Here is a 22,907-nt window from a genome sequence, read left to right as displayed (position 1 = left end):
AACAACTTGAAAAAGCAACAATCTAAAATCTGGATGAAAAACTACTATTCTGAAATTGCAGCATAAAAAAAGAGACCGCCTTTTTGGACAGCCTCAAGAAATGACCAAAGCGAAATCGTCCGGCGAAGAAAGCAGATCGAAGCCAGATGGTGCTTCCGGACGAAACACAAAAGGCAATACACCTAAAAAGATGGGGACTTTCAGAAAAACATTCATGATTTATGGAATCACCAACAGGGATGAAAGGACATCAATATTGTTTCACGCAAAGAAAAGAAGAAGCGCAAAATTCGCAAAGGTATAGAATCTGTTTTGCGTGCTTTGCGAAAACTTAGTGATCTACTCTGCGTGAACTTTTTTGTTTTTACCAAAGTTGCTTTCAGGAAAAAAGCCGGTAAAAACCGGCTTTTAAATATTACATTTTATTCTTTAGTCATTATCCATTTCATCGATAACCCGGATTTTGTCTTTCAACAATTCAATTTTTTGCTTGGTTACCTCAATTTTCTTTTTCACATCCTTAATCAGCGATTCTGCATTTTTCGATTTGGCAAAAAATCCAACGTTATTATCCAGCAGTACTAGGTCGTTTTCCAGCTGCTTCATTTTGTTCATGTACTTATCGCGTTCCATGCGCATTTTGTTTTGCCCACGCGACGACTCCGAGAACGACGACATTTTATTCCTGAATTTCAGCAGGTTGCGCTTTTCATCGTCCAGATTAAGATCGTCGAAAAGTTTGTTGATTGCATCTCTGAACTGTACTTTAATTTCGTCTTTCTTTTTAAACGGAACATGGCCAATTTCTGTCCACCTGCGCTGGAAAGTTTTAAGCGTTTCCAGATTTGTATCAACGTCGTCAATCGGTTTAAAGTTCTCCACCTCTTTAATCAGGTCTTCTTTCAATTTCAGATTATCATCCTGCTCAGTATCCACATCCGAGAAATGCTCTGATTTTTTATCAAAGAAAGAGTCGCATGCGGCACGGAAACGTTTCCATAAAATATCAGAGTATTTACGAGGCACCGGGCCTATTTCTTTCCATTTTTTCTGAATGTTAATAAAGTCCTGTGTTGTTTTTCTCCAATCTTCACTGTCTTTCAGCGACTCCGCCTGAACACACAAATCAGTTTTTAACTGCAGATTATTTTGTTGCTCTTCTTTGTTTTTAGCGTAAAATGCGCGTTTGGCATTAAAAAATGCATCGCAGGCAGTACGAAAACGCTCGTAAATTTTATTGTTATCTTTTCGGGGTGCGAAACCAATTGTGCGCCAAACTTTCTGCAATTCAACTAGTTGCCTCGATTTTTCGTCCCACTCTTTATGGTTTTTTATTTCCTCCTGAATGATCTCTTCAGCTTTTTCGCACAGTGCAGTTTTGGCTTCCAGGTTTTTCTTTTGCTCAACTTTTCTATTCTCGAAAAAATCCTGATGCTTTTTATTTATCTTGGTTGTTGCTGCCTTAAAACGTTCCCAAATATCATCTTTTTGCTCACGCGGCACCGGTCCAATTTCGCGCCATTGTTCGTGATATTTCTGAAGCGTATTAAATGCTTTTAGAATTGATGGCTCTTCAACCAACAACTCCTCTGCCCGCTCGCAAAGTTTAATTTTCGCTTCCAGATTCTTTTTCAAATCCAGATCGCGCAGCTCGCGGTTGATTTTGATGTAATCGTAGAAATTCTCAACATGAAAATGATAAGTGTCCCAAAGATTTTTCATTTTTGATTGCGGAACCAAACCAATCTCACGCCATTCTCTTTGAAGATCACGAAATTCATTAAAGGTTTTATTAATCGACTCTTCGTTATTGATTAAGCCTTTAATTTTTTCAATTACATCATATTTTTTCTGCAAATTTTCCTCTTTTTCGGCTTCCATCTGCTTGTTGTGCTCGATACGAATGTGGCGGTATTTTTTTAGCAGATCTTTAATGTCTTTTTCGTAGGGGTCTTCTTCGGGTTTAAAAGCCTCTTCATCACCACCATCAGCAATAAATTTCTTTTTATCAGCTTCTATGCTTTCTTTCAAATTCTTGTAAAATGCTGCTTTAATGGTGTCTATTTCTTCTTTTACTCTGATATCACTGTCATCATCTTCAAGCACATCGCGAAGTGCATTAACAAGCTCAACCTGAGAATAATTAGAATAATCAACCGCCTCTCGTTTTTCCGGTTTTTCTTCTTTAACAGGCTCGGCTTTTTCGACTGTGCTTTCCGTTGTTTGCTGCTCTTTTTCTTCAGTAGTATCACCAGAAACTTCAGCTGAATCAGTTGTACTTTCTTCTTCTGACTTTGGTTCGGGCTCCGATTTACTTTCCGGTTCTTCTGCTACTTCCGCTTGAGGCTCTTCCTTTGCAGTTCCTTCAACAGATTCTGCCGCAGGCTGTTCGGGTGTTTCCTCCTCGGTTGTTTCAACACTTTTTTCATCCTCAACAGTATTCGGTTCTTCCGATTTAACAGCTTCTTCCGAGGTTGGTTTAACTTCAGAATTCTCAAGGTCAGTATTCTCCGTACGCTTTAACTCTTCCGAGTTTTTTAGATCTATAGGTTCCATTTACAGTATTTTTTACATCGTATTGAAACGATTTTCATACGATTTAAATTGTTTATATTCAACGGTATCGTATGTAACTCGCCTCGTTAAATCATTCTTGCGAATGTAAATGATTTACATGCTCGTTTCATGATATCATTCACCTACGAAAATAGGGAAATCCCCATTAATACTCAATTAATCAGAGAAAATAATAGTTTATGAATTTTATAGCAATTGGTTTTCAATTGGTTAGCCATTACATTTTTGCAACTTTATTGGCTAAAATCTTCTGTACGAGCCATTTTTAGCAGGGTTTGTACACTTATACTTTACATTTTCAGATTAAAGTTATTTCTGCAACTTTGTTCATTTAACTGTATTCTGAAATTATGTTCCAAAACATTGTTAAAAGTTTTACTATCAAATCATAAGACATTTTTAATGTGAAAAAATTATAGTAAATTACATTTTCCAATTTTAAACGGTTACCAACTTAAATCTAAAATGATGGGATAAGTATTTTATTCTTAAGCAACCGAAACTCATGCAGAAGTCAAATGGCAGAAGCCATACTTCGAAACTTCAATGATGAAAATCTTTGCATTTATTCTGCCGGATTAGATCCGGTGGATCATGTCAGTACAATTGCCATGGAAGTGATGGGCGAAGCGGGAATTAATTTAAAACAAAGTGTTCCTCATAATTTTTCGGAATATGCCGATATGGATTTTGATTACCTGATTACAGTTGGCGAAGGAACAAACGAAGAGTTAACAATTCCGAGAGTAAAGTATAAAAGGAAGCTTCATTTGGGTTTTAAAAGCCCTTACAAAGGCGCCAAATCGCAGGAAGAAATTCGGGAACGATGTTGTGCTGTGCGCGATGAGCTTCTATCGGAAATGGATTATTTTTACCACCGGATATTAAAAAAAAGGCACTCACAACTATGAATGCCTTTCTACTATTTATCCTTGTTGAACGATCTTTTCAACTTCATCCGGTTCAATCGGAACCCGCTCTCCTATTATTTCGCTACCGGTTTCGGTAACCAAAATATCATCTTCCAAACGGATCCCGCCAAAATCACGGTATTCATTCAGTTTATCGAAGTTGATAAAGTCTTTGTTTATGCCTTCGGCCTGCCACTTGTTAATCAGCGCCGGAATAAAATAACAGCCCGGTTCGTTGGTAATTACAAAGCCCGGTTTTAAACGTTTGCCCAAACGTAAAGCTGCTGCCCCAAACTGATCCGACGGCCTTGTCTCATCATCGTAGCCCACATAAATCTGTCCCAGATCTTCCATATCGTGAACATCCAGTCCCATCATGTGTCCCAAACCGTGTGGAAAAAACAGGGCGTGTGCTCCGGCAGCCACCGCTTCTTTTACATCTCCTTTTATTAATCCCAGCTCTTTTAATCCGGCAGCAATTACCTCGGCTGCAGCCATGTGAACAGACAAATAGGTAACGCCCGGCCTGGTAAGTTCTGTGGCCTTATTATTGGCAGCCAGAACCACTTCATAAACCTCGCGTTGCTTGCTGGAGAATTGGCCACCTACCGGCGTAGTACGTGTAAAATCGGATGCATAATGAAGTAATGACTCTGCACCGGCGTCGCATAACATTAAACGGCCTTTTTCGAGCGTTTGCGAATGATCGTGATTGTGCAATGTTTCACCATTTTGCGAAAGGATGATAGGAAAAGATGCCATTCCACCACCGGCAAATGAAATACCTTCCATCGTTCCGGCAATTTTTTGCTCCCAGGTTCCGGGTTGCGCCATGCGCATTGCCGCTACATGCATTTGATAACCGGTTGCACAGGCTTTTTTTATCTCTTCCACTTCCTGCACTTCCTTAATTTCCCGAATCGAAATAATGGCTTTAATAAACTCCAGCGATGCGTAATTCTGAACCGACAACGCAGAAAGTCCGGTTAACTTCTCGAGCAAAATTTTATTCTCGCCGCGATATGCCGGAAGGAAATGAACCTTTCGCCTGGCATCCATCGCTTTTTTTACAATATCGAAAAGTTTTGCGAATGGCGCTGTTTTGGCAATTCCCACTTTTGCTGCATTATCTTTTAAAGCAACCTGTGGCCCCATCCAAATAATGTCGTCAATTTCAACATCGTCGCCAAAAATGTATTCATCGCCACTTTCAAAGTCAATTACTCCGGCCAGCCCGGGAAAATCAAGACCGAAAAAATACAGAAAAGAACTATCCTGGCGAAAATGATAAGTATTGTCCAAACAATTCATTGGCGATTCGCCATTTCCGAGGAATAATCCAATACCTTTTAAGCCTTTGGATTTAAGCTTATTTCTACGGTCGGTGTAAGTATTTTTGTCAAACATATTGTGCAGTTTTATAAAAATTTCACGAAGATACTGTTTCTGATAATTATTTAGAATAATAAAAAATTAACAGAAGTTAAAGATAGTTTTTCGCGTTCAGAATAGAGCTGACTCTTGTCACAACAAGGGAGAAGGGGCTGCCAAACAACAGATAATCTGACAGTTAAAAACAACAATAATATGAGCTCAATTCAGGAAAGTTGTAAAGCCGGTTAGGACTGGCACTAAAATCACCGGCAAAAACATAACATGATTACCATAATTAGCGTAATCTATAATGTAACAAAGCTTGGAAATTATGGGAAATTCATTGATGAACTATCTGAACAGCCGCCTGAAAGAGGCCAAAACTCATGAATATGACAACATGAGTGAAGCAGGACCGGTGATAACCATTTCCCGGGAAGTGGGATGTAACGGTTTGGTTTTGGCACGGCTAATTGCCGAACGACTTAACAAGAAACACCCGAAGGATTCGTGGAGTGTATTGAGTAAGGAAATATTCTACGAAAGCGCCAGGGAGCTTGATCTGGATCCGGAAATGGTGCGCCGAACCTTTAAAAAGACCGACCGCTATGTTTTTGAAGAGATTTTAAAAGCTTTTAGTGAGAAGCGTTATAAAAGTGAGGAAACGATTATTAAAACGGTAAAAGAAGTAGTACGCACGCTTGCTATTGACGGACATTGCATCATTGTTGGCCGGGCAAGCCATATTATTGCCAGCGACATTAAAAATGCGCTGCACATTCGCTTAACCGCACCGCTTGGCTATCGGATAAATACCATAATGACGAATAATAAACTCAACCGGAACGAAGCAATTGCTTTTATTGAAAAAGTTGAAAAAGAGCGGGCGGCATTTCGTAAAACTCTTAGAGAAAGCAGCTTGCGTGAAGAATTTTTTGATCTAACGATAAACCGCGGATCATTTACCAACGAGCAGGCAGTTAACCTGGTAGAGTTTGCCGTTGAAGAAAAAGGTATTCTTCATAAATTCAGCCACAAAATGGCGTTTCATTAAACGAGCAATATTTCCCATAAAAAAAGGGTAAGATTATTTGGTCTTACCCTTTTCTCATACTACTGAAGTTGCTTATCTTCAGTGCATAATATTTCTATCCCGTAATTTTATCGGGTAGTCCAATTACATTTACCGGTTTTTCGGCATCCGGTTTGGGCTCAAACATATCATTTGGTGTTAATTCGCACTCCTCAAGCATTTGCAGGCAATACTCCAGCTCGCCAAGGTTTTTGGTTACGTTGTTTGTGCCGAACGAGAACTTTATTCCTGCTTCTTTGGCCATTTTTATCATTTCAGCACCTGGTGTTTTATAACGGGCATTTATTTCCAGTGCGATACCGTTATCAGCCAAAACTTTTACTACACGTTGCATACGTTCTTTTGTCCAGAGCTGGTCGTATTCGGGCATTAATTCATCCGGCAAAACGGTTGGATTCACGTAAATATCCACCGGCTCCTGCGAGAAAATGGCTTCAATCTTCTCAACCAGATCGTCCATAAACTGCTGCTTATCGTCCACCCACACTTCTTCAGGTATCCAAATACGGTTTCGGCGTCCTTTTTTATCGGTAAAGGTCATGGCATCGGTAAACACATAATCAAATTCAGCCACTGCTTCCGGCGAAAACAGTGTTACCCATTCGCGGCCTTCAGCCTGCATTCCTTTATAAGTTGGGCTGCCTTTTACTTCGTTCATATAGGCGTACAACGATTCATCGTTGGTTACCGGAAAATACAGGCCGCAGTTGGGTGCCACCCCATAGTTTATTCCCAAACGCTGCGAATTTTCCGCCAGATCGTCGAGTGTTAATCCGCCTTTTAAGTGTATGTGGTAATCCACCAACGGAAAACCGGCAAACATCAGTTTGGTAACTTTTGTATCCCACTCTTTATCCACTTCGGGAGTTGCCGGTTCTGCTTCAGGCAGTGCTTTTACACGAATATTCCGGTAATACGTTGTACTGCCAGGATCATGCGCCTGCAACGCAAATGTGCCGTGGCTTAACTTTACATTTTCGCCCCCGTCCCATCGCCACGGATTTTCAGGTTCGGTGTATTCATTTACTTTTACATCATTCACAAAAACTTCAACAACATTTTCCACCACTTTAATGCGCATGGTAAACCACTCGTTATCGCCAGCAAGCGGATAATAAACGTTGCGCACATTGTATATACTTCCGGTTTTTCGTCGCTCGGGAAATTTAACAGAGCCACGATACGAATTATTCACCTGAATTTCGTAGCCTTTTGCCGGCCATCCTTCTTCCTGGTATTCGGTATGAATAAATACGCCCGAATTGGAATGCTCCAGAGCTTTTATTTCAGCTTCAAATTCAAAGTTTTTAAAATCGCCGTTGTAAAACAGGTGTGATCGTTCTCCGGCACATTTTATCATTCCATTTTCAACGCTTATACTCTCCGGATTTTCGCCCGCTTTTTTCCAGCCATCCAGTGTTTCGCCATCGAAAATAGTTTGCCACTCTCCCACCGGAACTTTATTCTGGCAAGCGGTAAAAACGAATAAAATAATTAGAGGAAAAAATAACTTTCTCATGTTTATTGGTTTAGATTATTAATGGTGAAGTTGTCTAAAGTCAATCTGAAAAACTGCAAGCAACATCTTGATTCCATTGGCTTTAGCTAATTTTTCTTCCGTAGCTATGGCTATGCAAGAAAAATGGAGCTTCGCCACTGAGAATCAATATGTCACTCTCGAAATTCCCGCTTAACTTTTGACAACTTCGGTTTTTAAAACTAAAGAAAAAATCGTTAGCAGAATAACGATTGACAATTTGTTTTAAAAATTAAGGCGCTTGCACCAAATGTTACAAACGCCTTAATTTCTTTTATTCATCAGCCAGTGGGATCAGTCGTGCTGAAAGATCTGGATCGGCCATGTCCTTATCCAACGGGAACATTGGGCGATGAATTCGTTTATACCCCAGCCGCTCCAAATCCTGGTCAACACCACCGGGAGTAAGCGCCATCAGCCAACCGGCGCGCATATTGTAAAGCTCCGGAACCAGGTAGCCAATTTTAACTACTACAATGTCGGCTTCGCGCGGATACAGACTCAAATCAGTAAAATCAGTTTCGTGATGGTAGGGTTTCCGTTTTTTAGTCACAATCACATCAACACTGCCAATATTAATCACCACTTCGGTTTCGGCGTACCTGTCACCCTCTTTAATGGCTTCTACCCTGCCGGTTAGTTCAAGTGGCCCGCAATAACGATCATCCACTTCTGCTCCAACCATACCTGTAACGGTTTCGCCAATGCCGGCTTCAACAGCTTTGGCAACAAGATCGGGCCCCGGAATTGATGCATAAATTAACGATGGCCCGTTTTTCTTTTTAAATTCTTTTCGCCGAAGGATTTCGTTCAATGTCCAGGTAACATCTCCGGCACCACCAGCCGTAGGATTGTCGCCCATATCGCTGATGATAAATGGCTTTTCTTTAAAGGCAATTGCGCGGTCCAAACATTCGTCCAAAGAGGCTACCGGAGCCACAAATTCAAACTGTTCGCGTACATCCCAAAAGGCCTGCGCCAGTTCTTCGGCCGATTTTGTTACTGCTTCTTTGTCGTCGCCGTAAGCCATAACCACCGCACGGTTGCGGGGCTCGTCGGCCCATGCGTAGCCCACCCAAATGGCGGCATCATTAACGCCTTCGCGCGCTGCTGCCGGGGCAACTTTGGCATAAAGGCTTTTCCCCGGTTCGATGCGGGTACTGGTTTTTTCGCCGGGCAATAATATCGGAACCGGAATCCAGGCTTTGTATTTTGGTTTGCCTAAACCGCTCTCCAACCGGTCGAGCAAATTGGTTAACGCACGTTTTTTCGATTCAATCGCATCTTCGTGTGGTGCCATGCGGTAGCAAGTAATCATATCGCTGTAATGTGCCAGTCGCTCTGTTACATTTCCGTGCAAATCCATCGATGTAGATATCAGCACATCATCACCAATTACTTTACGAATGCGTTCGATAAAATCGCCTTCCGGATCATCAAGGCCAACCACACTCATTGCTCCGTGAATATCGAAAAATAATCCATCGTAAGGCATATTTTCCTTTAAGCGGTCGAGTGTTTCACCCACCAGCGTTTCGTAGGCCTCGCGGGTTACAATTCCTCCGGGCAGTGCATGGCCGCGCAAAGTCGGGAACCACTCAGCCCGTTGACGCGTAGCCGCCGTATCGTCCATAAACGGATAGTAACTGAATATTTCCTCGCCGCGACGGGCCTGAAACGCCTCAATACCCGACTGTGCAGGCGAAAAAGTACTCGATTCAATGGCCAAACCGGCAATGGCAACACGCGGCAGTTTGTTCTCCTTTTTCTCTTTGCAGCCCAAAGTAAACACCATGGCGGCAACTAAAAATCCTAAAACAATTCGTCTCATATCTTTCTAAAAATTTTAAACAACACTACAATAAAAACAAATTTACGCAGAATTGCAGTAACGGGGATGAGATTATTCAGAATTGTTTGAAAGCAATTATACCGACGCCACATCGAAATAAGCCTTATTTCAGTGAATTACTCTTTTCAATCGGCATTAACCATTGTAATTTCGCTGTTTTGATTAAGGCTCACACTGAAATACAATTGGTATTACCCGTTTATGCAGGAATAGTTGAAAAAAATGGGAAGCCAGGAATCTCGTATCTCATTTTGTCTATTTTTACACCATTAAATAAACACCGGAAATGAGAACAAGCAATAACATAGCCAAACCGAAATCGGTTTACATCGATCGCGAGAAATTGCTGATGTTTCTCTTTATCTTCTCCGAACTCTGATTCCTAACATTTCCTTTCCCCAAACCGATTAACATTCAATTTTAGCAATCGTTGTTCTTTATTATTTTTTAATGAAAACGTATTATAACTGGCTGAATCAGCTGGTGAACAATAATAAGTCTGCTTTTTCGGAGTGGACAAACCTTAACTGGTTAAACAGCTGTTCAGCGCAGGAAGCGCAGGAAAAGAAAATAGTTTTGCTGGATAAGGCGGAAAATATATTATTTAAGGGCACCAAACCGTATTACAAACAGATATCAAACGGGTGTAAACTTTGCGGGCTGGGCCAATGGAGCTGTTTGTTTATTACCGGCAAATGTAACGCCTCGTGTTTTTACTGCCCCACATCGCAGCAGGAAGACCATTTGCCTACCACCCAAAACCTGAGTTTTGCCGATCCGGCAGCATTTGCCGAGTACATTAACCATTTCCGGTTTAAAGGCGTGAGTTTTAGTGGCGGCGAGCCTTTGTTACAGTTCGATAGAACACTAAACTACCTGAAACAAGTGCGCCGAAAATGTAACCCGGACACCTATATATGGATGTACACCAACGGAATTCTGGCCGAAACGCAAAAGTTCAGAAAACTGGCGGCAGCCGGAATTAACGAAGTGCGTTTTGATATAGGCGCCACAGCATTCCGACTCGATAAAATTGCTGCGGCAAAAGGTATTATCCCCGTAATTACGATTGAAATACCGGCGGTACCCGAAGAACTGGAACGTTTAAAAAAGCTATTGCCCGAAATGGTAAAAGCCGGCGTATCGAACCTGAATTTGCACCAGCTTCGGCTTACGCAACACAACGTAAAACAATTGTCGAAACACAACTACACCTACATTCATGCCGAGCAGCCCGTGGTTTTAGAATCGGAACTGGCCGCTTTGGAACTAATTGCTTATGCCCACGACCATTCCATCGATATTGGCATCAATTACTGTTCCTTTCATTTTAAAAACCGCTTTCAGAAAGCCGGATTTCGCAATAAGGTAGCTACGGCGCTGGCCAACGATGAAGATGTGCTTACCCAAAACGGTTATATCAGGCGTTTTACCGACACCGGAATTGGCTACGATTCCATCCGGATATTTGATGAAAAACCCGATCGATTGGCCGTTCAGGAATTTCAGCTAAAAGACAAAACCTACTATTATTCGCGGCAGGCAGTGTTGAATACGGTAGCGATTGATTCAGCAATTAAAGACAAAATAGACAGGCTGCTTGCTGCCGAACCAAGGGAAATCCCCGACGATCCGCTGTTGTTTCGGATATGGCAACTGGAATATATTGAGGCGGGATTAAGGGAGTATTAAAAACTAAACATGAAATTCTTAGCAGGTAAATTCAATGCGGAACATTTACTTAAAATCTGTACCGAAATCATTTACTGATATTTTCACCTGTTAAGAATGAGTAAAACACTGGCTATAAGCGTTAAAATTGTATTTATTATTTTAAAACTACTTACTGATAAAGACGCATTTAGCTGTTTACCCAAAATCGTTCCGGATAAAAGGATTGGAGTAAACAACAGGGCCGTTTTTATTGTATGAACAGTTAATAATCCGGCATATTTATAGCCAACAATTGCAATGGCAGCCGTAATTACACTAAACCACGCAAATATTTCGCGAAATTGCTGATTACTGACCTTCGCTTTATTCAGAAACAAGGCTAAAGGAGGCCCACTTATGGAAATAAGCCTGCTTATAAAGCCAATAAAAGCACCTGCCAAGGGGTAAAACACACCGGGAATTGACGCAACGCTGCTTTCTTTTTTTACCATCGAAACCAGCGTTAATACTATAAAAAACGCACCCGAAATATTTACCAACATATTGTTATTCACCCAATTTAAGACACTTACGCCCACCAGCGTAAAAATACCGCCTGTAGCAATTAAAGCGCCTGCTTGTTTATCAATAAGCTTTTCAGTCTTATTTTGCAATACAATCAGTACCGATGCAATGAAGTTACATATCATTAAAACCGGAATAATTTCTTTTGGCGTGTACCAAGTCAGCAAAACCGGCAACGATAAAAGAGCAAAACCAAAACCGGTAAGTCCTTTTACAAAGCTTGAAATTACTACCGTAACAACTACCCAGATGTTTAGCATAACTATAATTTTAAGAGAAATAAGGAAACTGCAGCCGTAATGACCCACAATGAAATACCAAGTGCAAAACTTTTTACTCCCGATTGTTTTACCTGTTTAATGGTAATATTTGATCCGATAAGCAACAACGCGACTACCATTCCGCGTTTTCCGAGCCAGGTGAAATGCACGAAACTTTCTTCTAACTCGGGGAAACTATTGGCGAAAAGAATGGCTACAACAAAAAACAGGATAAACCATGGAATCGTTACCGATTTTTGCTTTTGTTCTTTATTAACTACAGAAACAACGATTGACAGCGGAATAATCCACAAGGCCCTTATCAGCTTTACGGTAGTGGCTATTTGCAAAGCCTTTTCACCATAAATTGCTCCGGCTCCTACCACCGAGCTGGTATCGTGAATAGCAATTGCTGCCCAGTTGCCAAAGGTCTCCTGGCTTAAACCAAGCTGGTGCCCAATAAACGGAAACAACAGCAAAGCTACGGCATTAAGCACAAACACAACAATCAGCGCAAAAGAGTTCTGATAGTTTTTACTGCCCAATATTGGCGCCACGGCGGCTATGGCACTACCCCCGCAAATTGCCGTTCCGGAGGCAATAAGCAAGGTTATATTTTTTTCAACTTTAAATAATTTGCCGAGCAAAATACCCAACGCCATAACAAGTGTTACCGATAAAAACGTTTGAAAAAAACCACTTTTCGATGCTGTTATAACATCGTTAAGGTTCATGCCAAATCCGAGCAAGACAATTGAAATTTGTAGAATTTGTGATGTGTGTTTGTGAAAATTTTGCGGTTTAAATCCCAGTAAAGAAAACAGAATACCTGCAGAAAGTGCCATGGCTGGCGAAACAAAAGGCAAAAGACAAGCAAAAAGCAGGAGTTTGTACAACCAGTTGATTTTAATTACATCTTTTATCATACAGCTATTTTTCTGCAAAAATACCTGTATGATATAATCAAATCAAATAGTAAATATTAATAGTAAATAACTAAAAGTTATAATGAAATAGAAAATTTTCGAAAAGTTCAACTTGCCTGTTTTTGTGCCCGGGAATAAAAGCCATTCTAAACTTACGGTGCATTGCAAAGTCTTTAACATTCAGTTTAACAAGGCTTTTCATATACAATTCTGTTGGCACTGCTTTTTCAGAAACAATAGCCAAACCATCAAAATCCTGAAGAAAGTTTTTTATTGCCTCGGTACTTCCCAAATGAATAAGTGTGTTTAGCTGTTCAAAATCAAGACCTTTGCTTTTTAGGGCTTTTTTTATTACTTCCAAAGTGCCGGAGCCCTGTTCGCGCAAAACAATCGGCAACTGAAGCAAATCTTCCTTTGTAATTACACTACGCTTGGCATAAACGCTGTTTCGGCCTGTTACTACAATCAGTTCGTCGTTGAGAAAATCCTTGTATTGAATTCCCGGTTGCGACGAATGGTTTTCAACCAGGGCAACATCTACCTTGTTTTCCAGCAAAAGTTTTTCCATTTCAAAAGAATTGCCATTCATTAAATGAATATGGATTTTGGGGTAGCGTTTATGAAACGATGCAATTACCCGGGGAAGCACATATTGCGAAATGGTAGAACTGGCTCCAATTATAAATTCGCCCAAAATACTTTGGTTTATTTGGCTAATCTCGAAATTCAGGTCGCGGTATTCTTTTTCAATTTGTTTAAAAGCATTGTAAACCTTTTTTCCCGCCCTAGTTAAGTAGATCTTATTTCCTTTGCGATCGAAAAGGTTCGTGTTGTATTTACTCTCCAGCTCTTTTATGTGCCGGGTTACCGCCGGTTGACTAATGTGCAGGTTATCGGCCGCTTTTGAAAAGCTTAGGAGTTCGGCCACCGATATAAAAACAGTATCTCTGTAATCCATTTTTTTTAGCTAACAAAATACTAATGTAACAAAAATGCTGGCTGAAACTATTTCCGTGTGGCATTTACGATTTATTGTTTCTCGTACTTATCCTGCGGATTATGTGCTTTAAAACTGATGGCCGAAATTACGAGTATAATCCCGAGCAAGGCATAAATGGCATACGAATAGCTGCCCAGATGCGAATGCGACAAACTAAATACAATTGGCCCCAGCGCGCTGAAGAAAACGATAATAGCCATTACAAATCCGGTGATTTTCCCCAGGTGATCGCGGCCGTAAAAACGAGGCCACGTTACGCTTAACAGCACATTGTACATGCCGCTTGGTATTCCGCTACCGATAATAAATGCATAGTAGTAAAACCCGGTGTTTATATTGGCCAGTGCAATTAAAGCCACCACCATTCCGGCCAGCATAAGGTAAAGCAGGTACTGCAGTTTTATGCGGTCGCTAATCCATCCGCCAACAAATGCCAGTACCACCGAAATCATCGAAATGGGAATAAATACCGAAAGCGCCTGCTCTTTGTCGATGCCGGCCTCGCCAAACACCGAAACCAGGTGAAAGACATAGCCCGTAATAAACATGGCATAAATGGCCGATGGCAATACAAATAACCAAAAGGTTAGTCCGCTGCGTGCCTCTTTCAGCGTAAATTGTTTAAAGGGTTTAATGATAACATCGTGCTCTTTGTTGCCGTGTTTCTCTCCGTCAGGAATCTGGTCACAGTCTTCCGGGTTATCGCGAAAGAAAATAAACACAAACAGGAAAAAACCAACACCAATTCCCATTGCCATAAGCAACCAGGCCCAACGCCACGAGGTTCCTTCTATCAATAAATCGAAGCTAAGCGGCGCAATGGAAAACCCCATCGAAACAAATACCGAAGAAATACCGTTCACCAATCCTCTGCGGGCGATAAACCACTTCATCAGCATATTTCGTGAGACCATGGTAATTACGCCCTGCCCCGAGAAACGCAGCATAAAAAAGAATACAATACACGTTGCCACAGCCACAGCCACATAACCAGGTGAACTTTGCGGAACTATGGCTTTTATAATGCGGTCGGACTGGCTGAACAGTACCAAAACAAAACCCAGTGTTAGCGCTGCTGCCATGCCCACCCAACGGGCGCCGTATTTATCGTAGAGTGTACCCGCATAGGTAAGAATAAACGAACTGCCAATGGTTCCAAACATATAGGCAGTGCTGATCTGGTCGCGGGAAATGCCAATACTATCGATCAAATAATCGGTGAATGTAGAAACGCCGGTTGTTTGTCCGGGCGCACTACACAAAACACCAATGGTAGCGGCAAATAAAATTACCCATCCATAAAAAAACGGCACTTTTGATGGATTGAACGGAAAGTTGTTGTATTTCTGTTTGAGTTTCATTACTGCAAAGCTACTTATTGTTTAGCAACACGATGTACACTCGATGGACAGTGGTAGAAATGATAATGATTTGTTATTGAAGGAAGGAGGTATTGAGGGACTGAAGGAGACTTTAGCGTTGTTAAATGCGTTAATGCTTTAATGCTTAAATGCTTAAATGCTTAAATTTTTTAGAGTTTGGTGAATCTGGTTGAGTTATTTGCAGAACTGAAAAATTGCTAAATGTTCCCGTGAATCCCTGATTTGGGGTCGGTACCCGGAACGTGCGACAGATCTCTCCTCGTTCCTCGTCGAGATGACAGTCTTCCCGAACTTTTGCCTTTCTACTTTTACCTTTTACCTTTTTACTTTTGCCTTTTTACTTTTACCTTTTGCCTTGAACAACTTACTCCAACAAATACAAATACTTTTCAATCCCCGAAGTTATGGCCCACGAGTCGAATTCATAGTTGTGCCCGGTGGTAATAATTATGGCATCAAGCGTTGGGAAAATATAAATAAACTGGCTTCCAAATCCGTTGGCCCAAATACAGGGATACTCCTCTCCTGCTGTTTTTAGCGTTAGATTCCACCACTGAAAGGCATAATCATCGCCCGGAATATGGGTATGCGTTTTTAAACTTGTCGACGCTTTTATCCATTCTCCGGACACAATCTGCTGCCCATTGAATTTTCCTTTATTCAGCACCATCAATCCTATTTTTGCCAATTCGCGCGGCGTTATTTCCAGCGAGCCTGCCATACACGGGTATCCGTTTTGTTTACCTATTTCCCAGCTGTAATGTGTTATATGCAACGGTTCAAATAAATATTTCTTTGCAAACACATCCGCGAACATTCCGGTTTTCTTTTTAATAATGGCCCCCAGCAACTCTGTATTTCCACCATCGTACTGAAATTTGGTTCCCGGTTCGGAATTTAATTCGCGCGAAAAAATTGTGGAAATGCAATCATTGCTCAAATATAGCTGCTCGTCGTTGGGTGTTAAGCCCGAAGTCATGGTAAGTAAATGTTTCAGCGTGATTCGCTTATCAAAATCCGGCGCTTTCAGTAGCCTTGCCACTGACTCATTTACATCAGTTATAAATCCTTTGTCCACTGCAATTCCGATCAGCAGCGAGGTAATACTTTTTGTTACTGATTCAGCCTGGTGAAGCGTATTTGGCCCGTAGCCGTAAAAATATTCTTCGCAAATTAACTGATTGTGTTTGATGAGTAAAAAAGAGTTGATGCGGCCATAATAGCCGTTTATAATCTCTGGCAAAAGCGAATAGATAAAAAGCGAATCGCTTTCAATTCCGATGTGTGACGTTTGTAAAACATCATCAAGTTGTTTTGGAGTTTGGCATTGATACTTGTAATCTGCGAGATGACAGCCGGGTAGCGCATCAGTTAGAAATCGTGCTACTCCATCATTTTTCACCAGCAAGACTGAATCAAAAGGTTCTCCTTCGCAGACAAACCCTCCACAAATTGTATTTCCTTCAAGTTCACCCAGATAAGTACAATTCCAGTTTGGCACAAAAAAGCGGATGGAATTGCCATAAATTATCAAACTATCAATTTGAAATCCTGATTCATAAAAACCATTAGCAGTCCAGTAACCTTTTGCGAGAGTGCTATCTGCATCCATTAGCTGCACATAGAATTTTTTGTTGGGATCTTCGGGATGCGGGCCTTCCCAAAAGCCTGAAAAAGAATGGTTGCTTTTATCTGCTGAACATGAAGCACAAAGCACCACAATAACCGAAATGATAATGTACCGGAACATGGCTGTAGATTTTGTTTTATTCAAATTTAGCCCTGTTTTTGCCGGAAAACAACATTGATTGACAAACTACCACAAAAGATGTATAGAAGGCTAAAAAACCTTGGTATGTGGCAGTGCGTTTATTGCGGCGTTTGACAAACTACTTCAAACTTAATCCCGTCAGGAGCTTTGAAGAAAACGGCATAATAATTCTCATGGTACTCGGGATATAAACGCGGAATGCTTACAATATCAGCATTCATTTCCCGCAGTTTGGTATATACATCATCCACCTCGTTGCGCGATGCAGCTTTAAAAGCCAGGTGATGCAGAGCTCCGGGCCGGCGGCGGTGAACAGCTTCATCCTTTAACGATTCTCGCGGCGAAGTGAGTGCGATACAAAGATTGGGATGCGAATATTCAACCACGTGTTTGTCGTGCGAAGCAATATAAGCAGAAGTTTTCGTATCGAGGCTAAACCCCAGCAAAGGCAAAAACTGATCGTAGAACGAAACGGTTTGCTCCAGATTTTTTACCGTAATTTCAATGTGATCGATAATAGGTTCCATGGTTTTTATTTACAAAGATTACAATAAAACCAACAACAGGAATGAAGATTATCAATATTGTTTCACGCAAAGAAAAGAAGAAGCGCAAAATTCGCAAAGGTATAGAATCTGTTTTGCGTACTTTGCGAAAACTTAGAAATCTCTGCGTGAACTTTTTTGTTTTACTAAAGTTTCCTTCAGAAGAAAAAGCCACCCAAAACCGGGCAGCTTTCCACTTCTTAATCAGGCGATTATTCCCTTTCCTTATGAACTTCGTGGTTGTGTTCGTGCCCATGACCTTGTGCATGAGCAACAATTTCCTCGTATTCTTTTTGAGTTATTTTGTCTGCTTTGTAGCCTTTCTTTTCGATGGCCGCAGCCAGTTTTTCATCCGAGTTCTTTCCATCTTTGTATTCCACCAAAATGGTATTCGATGCATGATCAACTTTCAGGTCCTTCACCCCTTTTTCAAACTTCAGGTATTCAGTAACCGTTTTCTCGCAGTCGGCGCAGTCCATGTTACTTTTAAAGCAAACCACTTTGTTCTCTTTTTTCTGTGCAAACGTTTCGTTACCGGCAAAACCGATAAACATTGCCATTGTAACTAATAAAATCAGTTTTTTCATCTTTTTAAAGTTTTTAGTTTCAAACTTCAGGTCACAAGTTATTCTTTCTTGAAGCTTGTAGCTATAGGCTTGAAACTTCTATTCATAATTCAAATTTAAACGTAATCCGAGGTAGATTTTCCGCCCCATTGTAGGCCCCCATATATTGGTTGCACTGAAATTTTCGCCAAACGGATTGTCGGCACCTTCAATCGGATTTCGTTGTGTAAAATCAGTAAGGTTCTCCACCCCGAGGTAAATATTCCAGTAGCGGAAATATTTGGTTACCTGGGCATTCATAATGGTGTAAGGCAAAAACTCAAAAAAGTCTCCGGCGAAATCTGCCCGATTCATCCACTCTTCATGAACACGGGGAATTCGTCCGCCGCCATTAAACTGAATGGTGTAATCGAACATCCATTTTTTCAGGTTGGTCGTGTAATTCAGGTTAATCAATCCTTTGTAATCGCTGGTTAATGGCGCATCTTTTAATTCGCCGCCAATGGTTTCTTTAATGTCGTTAACACGGTAGGCCAGCAACATATCCAAACGTTCAATGGGTTGCCAGCGCACATCAAACTGAAGACTATTGGCATAGGCCTTTTCGGTGGAAGGCAACAGGTAAATAAAATCAGACGATGTTTCCCGGTCAACTACCAACTTTTGCTGAAACTCGGTGCGAAAGAATTCGGCATTAATACTCAGGTCGCGATCCAGTAATTTGTAATTCTGTATAAACGCGAAACCAAAGTTCCAGGCTTCTTCCTGCACGGCATCTTCGGTCCAGCTAATTGGGCGTGAGTTGGCCAGCAAATAGGTATTTTCCGAAATTACATTTGCAGTTCGGTAGCCTTTCCCTGCACTGGTGCGAATGGTATAATGCTCGGCAAACTGGTAACGGAAATGCATACGTGGCGTTACAAAATTTCCAAAAATATTGTGAAAATCGGCACGAATTCCGGTCATAAGTGTCAGCTTGTCGCTGGGTTTAAAAGTATATTCGGTAAATATTCCCGGAACTTTTTCGGTGCGCTGTACATCCTGGCTGTAAAGCATTTCGTTAAAATCGTCGTAGATAAAACTTGCTCCGCTATTCAGCACATGAATGGCAGCTTCGTCCAAATCCTGGGTATAAACCAGGTTGGCGTAAAAACGTGTTTCATCGGCATCGTAACGCGATAACCCGTAATAGGAGTCCGTTTCATGACGCGCAAAATTGGTCAAAATAGCCAGCGCGCGGTGATTATCTTTCGACACAATTCCCGACTTAAAAAATGCATCTACCCGGTTGGTTTCAATATTTACACCGTACGGATTATCTACTGAAGGCAGCATCTCGCTGTTGGCACCAACCTGCCCTCCCATTTTGTCGTTTCGTAACAGGGTGAATCCGGCCTGTGCCATACCGCCCTTGTGGTTGTTGTATTTCCAGCGGTTGGCCACCTCGTAAGTGCTCGAAAGTGGCGAATCAAGAAAACCGTCGTGGTTGTGGTCGTTTTCTTTCGACAGATCGCTGGCATGCACAAAAATACCGGTTGTAAGCGTATCGCCTTTAACTTTAATGTTTGTGTTCCCGTTAAATTCATAGCGCCCTTCGTTGTTGGCAAAAACATTCAGAAAAAGCTTTTCCTGACTGTCCGGTTTTTTCAATTCCGCGTTAATTTGCCCTGCTATCGATTCGTAACCATTTAAAACCGATGCTGCGCCTTTCGAAACTTGAATGGATTCCAGCCACGGGCCGGGAATATAGGTTAATCCGAAGGTGGTTGCCAATCCGCGAAGCGCAGGCATATTTTCCACCTGAAGTTGTGAATAGGTTCCGTCGAGCCCCAACAGTTTTATTTGCTTGGCACCGGTAACAGCATCGCTGTAACTTACATCAACCGAAGGATTGGTTTCAAAACTTTCGGCCAGGTTGCAGCAGGCAGCCTTATGCAACTCGGCTCCGCTAATATTTTCGGTTTGAATAGGGTTAATAACAGAAAGATACGTTCCACGGTTCTTTTTTATCACCGTAACTTCTTCCAATTCGAGATTGGGTTGAAGCACGACCTCTAAATTGTTGGTATTGCGCACCTGAACGGTTTGCGACTCGTAACCAACAAAACTAAAAACAAGCTTATTCTGTCCCGATTTATTTTCCAATGTGAAGCTTCCGTCGGGCTGTGAGGCAGTACCATTGCTGGTGCCTTCCCAAACTACATTTACGCCGGGAAGCGGTTGTTTTCCATTCTCGTCGTCTCCAAAAACTACACCTGAAACAGACTGCGATTGCGAAAGGAATGGAAACAGTATAAATAAAAGTAATATGTATTTCTTCATTATTCTTAAGATTATAATTCAAAGCATGCGATTTTCATCAGAGAATGAAAAGCATAATTTTATTGCTCCAAATACAGTAGAGTTCTGAGCAAACAGAACAAATCTTAAGCTAACGAAGGGATTTTAAGTTGTTGAATATGGATAAGATAATCGAGTGTGGATGTTATCCGTGGCGGCGGATCGGCGTAATATCGTTTGTTCAGGTTGTCATTAATATCAGTAGGCTGTTCCTCCAGCATATTGGTGCTTAATACTTTAAGCTCAACTGGCTGAACGGCAACGAACTTTACTGCATCGTTAATCGCCTCATCCATCAATTTCATGAAAATCGATTCAGGCGCTTCACATCCGCAATTATCTGAATGTTCACCTTTCGGGGTACATTCATGACACTCTTCTTCGGAACAGGCGATTCCGTTGTTCGACCGATCATGATGATGGTGTTGATGAAAATCGGTTTCACAGGTTTCGGGTTTTACAATAATGCTGGTGTAATCCTGGCCTGAACATGCACAAGAGCTTTTGTACAGAACGAAGCCGGAAGTTGACAACAGAAAGATTACTCCCAGAAACAAAACCGCTATGTTTTTAAACCGATTCACTTTGCAAATATAACCCCGTATGTAACAAAATTGTTGTTAACGGGGTGTTAAACCCTGCTACGAATAAATTAGCAGAAAAAGGAACCGGGAAGCTATTTACTTCCCGGCTTATATTTTAAAGTCCTAAAACTTCAGCTCCCTGTTCAAAAACAATATCGCGTGGAATGCCGGCCTCTCCTATTCGGTCGAGATCTTTTTGGAGGGCTTCGCGAATAAAGCCTTTTTCTTCAATGATTTGTTTGGCAGTTTCGTAGTCGCCATCGCCCTGAATTTTCAGAATGGTTTCCGACAGGTTCATCATCGCGGCTTTCATTTTATCGTAATCAACACGATAGGTTCCGGTGGCTTCATCGCGTGTAAATGCTCCCATTTCCTGGAAGTAGTAAAAACGCATCATGTTTGCCTTACCGTGCGCACTGGCAGCGCCAAAACGTACCGAGCGGAAAATACCTGCCATAAATGTTACGAAGTTGTCCATCATATCTTTTTCGCCCAACTCGCCCATTTCGTTCAGCTGGTAAACGCACCACAAACCCAAAATATCGGCTTTCCCTTCTTCAATTGAAGTGTAAGCATCTTTTAAGGCTTCGCGAACGGTGGTACTTTGATCAACCGTATTTCCTAAGCCAAGGCCATGTGCCACTTCATGAAACATCGTGTTTTCGAAGAAAGCATCGAATTTAACGTGCTGACGCTGATCTTCAGCAATTAACAAATCAGCAATGGGCACCAAAATTTTATCGAATTTCGCCTGCATCGAATTTTTCAACTGCAGTTTTCTACTTCCTTTTGTTTCGCGCACCTCTTCGTCGTTTGGCAGGTTGATGGCAATGGTTTTACTCCCTGCATTACAATCGCCGGCGTAATAAATGGCATCGTAAACATTCATATCCGAATCAACGCCCGGTGTTTCGTTTTTGTATGGCTGCTCGCAAGGCAGATCTTTTTGTAAGCCCGGAAGCAATGCTGCGTATTTTTCCAATCGCTGACTCCAGTCTTTATCTTTAATCAGGATAAACGATTCGTGTGCAGCTTTATAACCATAAAGCTGATCTTCGTAATTTTCAATGGGGCCAATAATAAAATCGATGGTGTTGTTTTTCATTTCCATCCAGGCCACATCGCTGGCATAATAATCATCGGTAATTAGTGCTTTTGAGCGTTCTTCCAGGTACTTTTTCAGTCCGGCATCTTCAGCCAGCTCAGCTGCCTGCAATAACAGCTCGGCAGCCTTTTTTATTTCTTTTTTGAATGCGATGTGGTATAGAACGGATTTTAAATTACCGTCTTCGTCGCGGCGTATCAAGGTATACAGGCTGGTTTTTGTTTCATCATTCCAGGCTTCAAATTCGTCCTTGGTCATATCTTTCGGATAGAAATTTGCCCCTGCCGGTTTTTCATCGTATCCGGGTAAAAATGGTTTATTGGCATTTAAACGTTCCCACGGACCATAATTTAACTTTATAAATTTCAGGGTGTATTCATCCCAGCTTTGGCTCAACAATTCGTCCTTTTCGCCGTATGCTTCCTGCCAGTAAATGTCGTTCATTAAATTTGCAGCTTCGAGCAAAATCGGCAGCATTTGCTTTTCATTCTCGCTAAGTACGCTTAAATCGGTGGTTAATTTAAACGATACAAATTCGTCGGCCTTCGTTTTTATTTCCTCATTCACTTCCATTTTTGTGTCTTCTTTTGCTTCTTTTTTAGTGCTTATAGAACAACTAAAGAGTAGAGTTGTTGCCATAAACAGCATGAATATTCGTTTCATATGTACCAGTTTTTATTTGCTTTCAAAGCTAAAAAAAGCAGCTGCCATATAAAAGATTATTTCACAGCTTTTGCGTTTAACATTCATATTTTCGAATGTTATTGAACAAAATTCGATGAGAAAAGTTAAAAAAGCAGACTTAAGAGCTGAAAAATGACCATTCGTGAATAATTTAACTAGACT

At 41.3% G+C, this 22,907-nt stretch carries 17 protein-coding genes; 3 read left to right on the top strand and 14 right to left on the bottom strand.

Annotated features, from left to right (window positions below; all coding sequences use genetic code 11):
• Nucleotides 1–429: 429 nt before the first annotated feature.
• Nucleotides 430–2,556: a DUF349 domain-containing protein gene (locus BMW53_RS12115; protein ID WP_074780709.1), complete on the bottom strand. Its 2,127-nt coding sequence runs from the start codon at nt 2,554–2,556 to the stop codon at nt 430–432.
• 494 nt (nt 2,557–3,050) lie between these two features.
• Between BMW53_RS12115 and BMW53_RS12110 the strand changes: the two genes are divergently transcribed.
• Nucleotides 3,051–3,488 (top strand): arsenate reductase/protein-tyrosine-phosphatase family protein, encoded by a 438-nt coding sequence (locus tag BMW53_RS12110; RefSeq protein ID WP_038562128.1) that lies wholly within the window; start codon nt 3,051–3,053, stop codon nt 3,486–3,488.
• A gap of 15 nt (nt 3,489–3,503) precedes the next feature.
• Here BMW53_RS12110 and BMW53_RS12105 read toward each other — a convergent pair whose 3' ends face one another.
• Nucleotides 3,504–4,895, bottom strand: coding sequence for an aminopeptidase P family protein (locus tag BMW53_RS12105; RefSeq protein WP_074780706.1), 1,392 nt, complete (start codon nt 4,893–4,895; stop codon nt 3,504–3,506).
• Nucleotides 4,896–5,193: 298 nt separating this feature from the next.
• On the opposite strand from BMW53_RS12105, the gene BMW53_RS12100 reads away from it, so the two are divergent.
• A complete protein-coding gene (locus BMW53_RS12100) occupies nt 5,194–5,916 on the top strand; it encodes a cytidylate kinase-like family protein (RefSeq protein ID WP_038562133.1) in 723 nt (240 codons plus the stop codon).
• A gap of 94 nt (nt 5,917–6,010) precedes the next feature.
• On the opposite strand, the gene BMW53_RS12095 is transcribed toward BMW53_RS12100, so the two are convergent.
• Both BMW53_RS12095 and BMW53_RS12090 read right to left on the bottom strand, forming a co-directional pair.
• Complete coding sequence (locus tag BMW53_RS12095) at nt 6,011–7,474, bottom strand: DUF1080 domain-containing protein (protein ID WP_051568035.1); 1,464 nt, start codon at nt 7,472–7,474, stop codon at nt 6,011–6,013.
• A 292-nt stretch (nt 7,475–7,766) separates the two neighbouring features.
• Nucleotides 7,767–9,323: a M81 family metallopeptidase gene (locus tag BMW53_RS12090; protein WP_038562137.1), complete on the bottom strand. Its 1,557-nt coding sequence runs from the start codon at nt 9,321–9,323 to the stop codon at nt 7,767–7,769.
• Between the two features lie 471 nt (nt 9,324–9,794).
• On the opposite strand from BMW53_RS12090, the gene BMW53_RS12085 reads away from it, so the two are divergent.
• Nucleotides 9,795–11,036, top strand: a complete 1,242-nt coding sequence (locus BMW53_RS12085) for a radical SAM protein (protein WP_051568036.1) — start codon at nt 9,795–9,797, stop codon at nt 11,034–11,036.
• A gap of 83 nt (nt 11,037–11,119) precedes the next feature.
• Here BMW53_RS12085 and BMW53_RS12080 read toward each other — a convergent pair whose 3' ends face one another.
• From BMW53_RS12080 to BMW53_RS12035, 10 genes are all read right to left on the bottom strand, one after another.
• Nucleotides 11,120–11,842 carry a sulfite exporter TauE/SafE family protein gene (locus BMW53_RS12080; protein WP_038562140.1) on the bottom strand — a complete coding sequence of 241 codons (723 nt, stop codon included), beginning with the start codon at nt 11,840–11,842 and terminating at the stop codon, nt 11,120–11,122.
• A 2-nt stretch (nt 11,843–11,844) separates the two neighbouring features.
• Nucleotides 11,845–12,768: a YeiH family protein gene (locus BMW53_RS12075; RefSeq protein ID WP_038562145.1), complete on the bottom strand. Its 924-nt coding sequence runs from the start codon at nt 12,766–12,768 to the stop codon at nt 11,845–11,847.
• A 70-nt stretch (nt 12,769–12,838) separates the two neighbouring features.
• Complete coding sequence (locus BMW53_RS12070; protein ID WP_038562150.1) at nt 12,839–13,726, bottom strand: LysR substrate-binding domain-containing protein; 888 nt, start codon at nt 13,724–13,726, stop codon at nt 12,839–12,841.
• Between the two features lie 71 nt (nt 13,727–13,797).
• The gene (locus BMW53_RS12065) at nt 13,798–15,129 is read right to left on the bottom strand and encodes an MFS transporter (protein WP_038562155.1); all 1,332 of its coding nucleotides are present in this window, start codon (nt 15,127–15,129) and stop codon (nt 13,798–13,800) included.
• Between the two features lie 385 nt (nt 15,130–15,514).
• Nucleotides 15,515–16,924, bottom strand: a complete 1,410-nt coding sequence (locus tag BMW53_RS12060; RefSeq protein WP_139178136.1) for a serine hydrolase domain-containing protein — start codon at nt 16,922–16,924, stop codon at nt 15,515–15,517.
• A gap of 95 nt (nt 16,925–17,019) precedes the next feature.
• Nucleotides 17,020–17,448, bottom strand: coding sequence for a VOC family protein (locus tag BMW53_RS12055; RefSeq protein ID WP_038562163.1), 429 nt, complete (start codon nt 17,446–17,448; stop codon nt 17,020–17,022).
• Between the two features lie 230 nt (nt 17,449–17,678).
• Complete coding sequence (locus BMW53_RS12050) at nt 17,679–18,053, bottom strand: heavy-metal-associated domain-containing protein (protein ID WP_051568037.1); 375 nt, start codon at nt 18,051–18,053, stop codon at nt 17,679–17,681.
• A gap of 78 nt (nt 18,054–18,131) precedes the next feature.
• Nucleotides 18,132–20,354, bottom strand: coding sequence for a TonB-dependent receptor (locus BMW53_RS12045; RefSeq protein WP_038562166.1), 2,223 nt, complete (start codon nt 20,352–20,354; stop codon nt 18,132–18,134).
• A gap of 104 nt (nt 20,355–20,458) precedes the next feature.
• The gene (locus BMW53_RS12040; protein ID WP_139178134.1) at nt 20,459–20,929 is read right to left on the bottom strand and encodes a hypothetical protein; all 471 of its coding nucleotides are present in this window, start codon (nt 20,927–20,929) and stop codon (nt 20,459–20,461) included.
• 142 nt (nt 20,930–21,071) lie between these two features.
• Nucleotides 21,072–22,724 carry a dipeptidyl-peptidase 3 family protein gene (locus BMW53_RS12035; RefSeq protein WP_038562170.1) on the bottom strand — a complete coding sequence of 551 codons (1,653 nt, stop codon included), beginning with the start codon at nt 22,722–22,724 and terminating at the stop codon, nt 21,072–21,074.
• Between the last annotated feature and the right edge of the window lie 183 nt (nt 22,725–22,907).

Origin of the sequence: Draconibacterium orientale, from assembly GCF_900111425.1 — a bacterium.
GTDB classification, from domain to species: Bacteria; Bacteroidota; Bacteroidia; order Bacteroidales; family Prolixibacteraceae; genus Draconibacterium; species Draconibacterium orientale.
This window is presented reverse-complemented; position numbering and strand designations above follow the sequence as displayed.

Coding starts and splice junctions, on each gene's coding strand:
- BMW53_RS12055 (WP_038562163.1), bottom strand. CDS start 17,448: ATGGAACCTATTATCGATCACATTGAAATTACGGTAAAAAATCTGGAG.
- BMW53_RS12095 (WP_051568035.1), bottom strand. CDS start 7,474: ATGAGAAAGTTATTTTTTCCTCTAATTATTTTATTCGTTTTTACCGCT.
- BMW53_RS12045 (WP_038562166.1), bottom strand. CDS start 20,354: ATGAAGAAATACATATTACTTTTATTTATACTGTTTCCATTCCTTTCG.
- BMW53_RS12080 (WP_038562140.1), bottom strand. CDS start 11,842: ATGCTAAACATCTGGGTAGTTGTTACGGTAGTAATTTCAAGCTTTGTA.
- BMW53_RS12085 (WP_051568036.1), top strand. CDS start 9,795: ATGAAAACGTATTATAACTGGCTGAATCAGCTGGTGAACAATAATAAG.
- BMW53_RS12035 (WP_038562170.1), bottom strand. CDS start 22,724: ATGAAACGAATATTCATGCTGTTTATGGCAACAACTCTACTCTTTAGT.
- BMW53_RS12065 (WP_038562155.1), bottom strand. CDS start 15,129: ATGAAACTCAAACAGAAATACAACAACTTTCCGTTCAATCCATCAAAA.
- BMW53_RS12070 (WP_038562150.1), bottom strand. CDS start 13,726: ATGGATTACAGAGATACTGTTTTTATATCGGTGGCCGAACTCCTAAGC.
- BMW53_RS12050 (WP_051568037.1), bottom strand. CDS start 18,053: ATGAAAAAACTGATTTTATTAGTTACAATGGCAATGTTTATCGGTTTT.
- BMW53_RS12105 (WP_074780706.1), bottom strand. CDS start 4,895: ATGTTTGACAAAAATACTTACACCGACCGTAGAAATAAGCTTAAATCC.
- BMW53_RS12075 (WP_038562145.1), bottom strand. CDS start 12,768: ATGATAAAAGATGTAATTAAAATCAACTGGTTGTACAAACTCCTGCTT.
- BMW53_RS12115 (WP_074780709.1), bottom strand. CDS start 2,556: ATGGAACCTATAGATCTAAAAAACTCGGAAGAGTTAAAGCGTACGGAG.
- BMW53_RS12100 (WP_038562133.1), top strand. CDS start 5,194: ATGGGAAATTCATTGATGAACTATCTGAACAGCCGCCTGAAAGAGGCC.
- BMW53_RS12090 (WP_038562137.1), bottom strand. CDS start 9,323: ATGAGACGAATTGTTTTAGGATTTTTAGTTGCCGCCATGGTGTTTACT.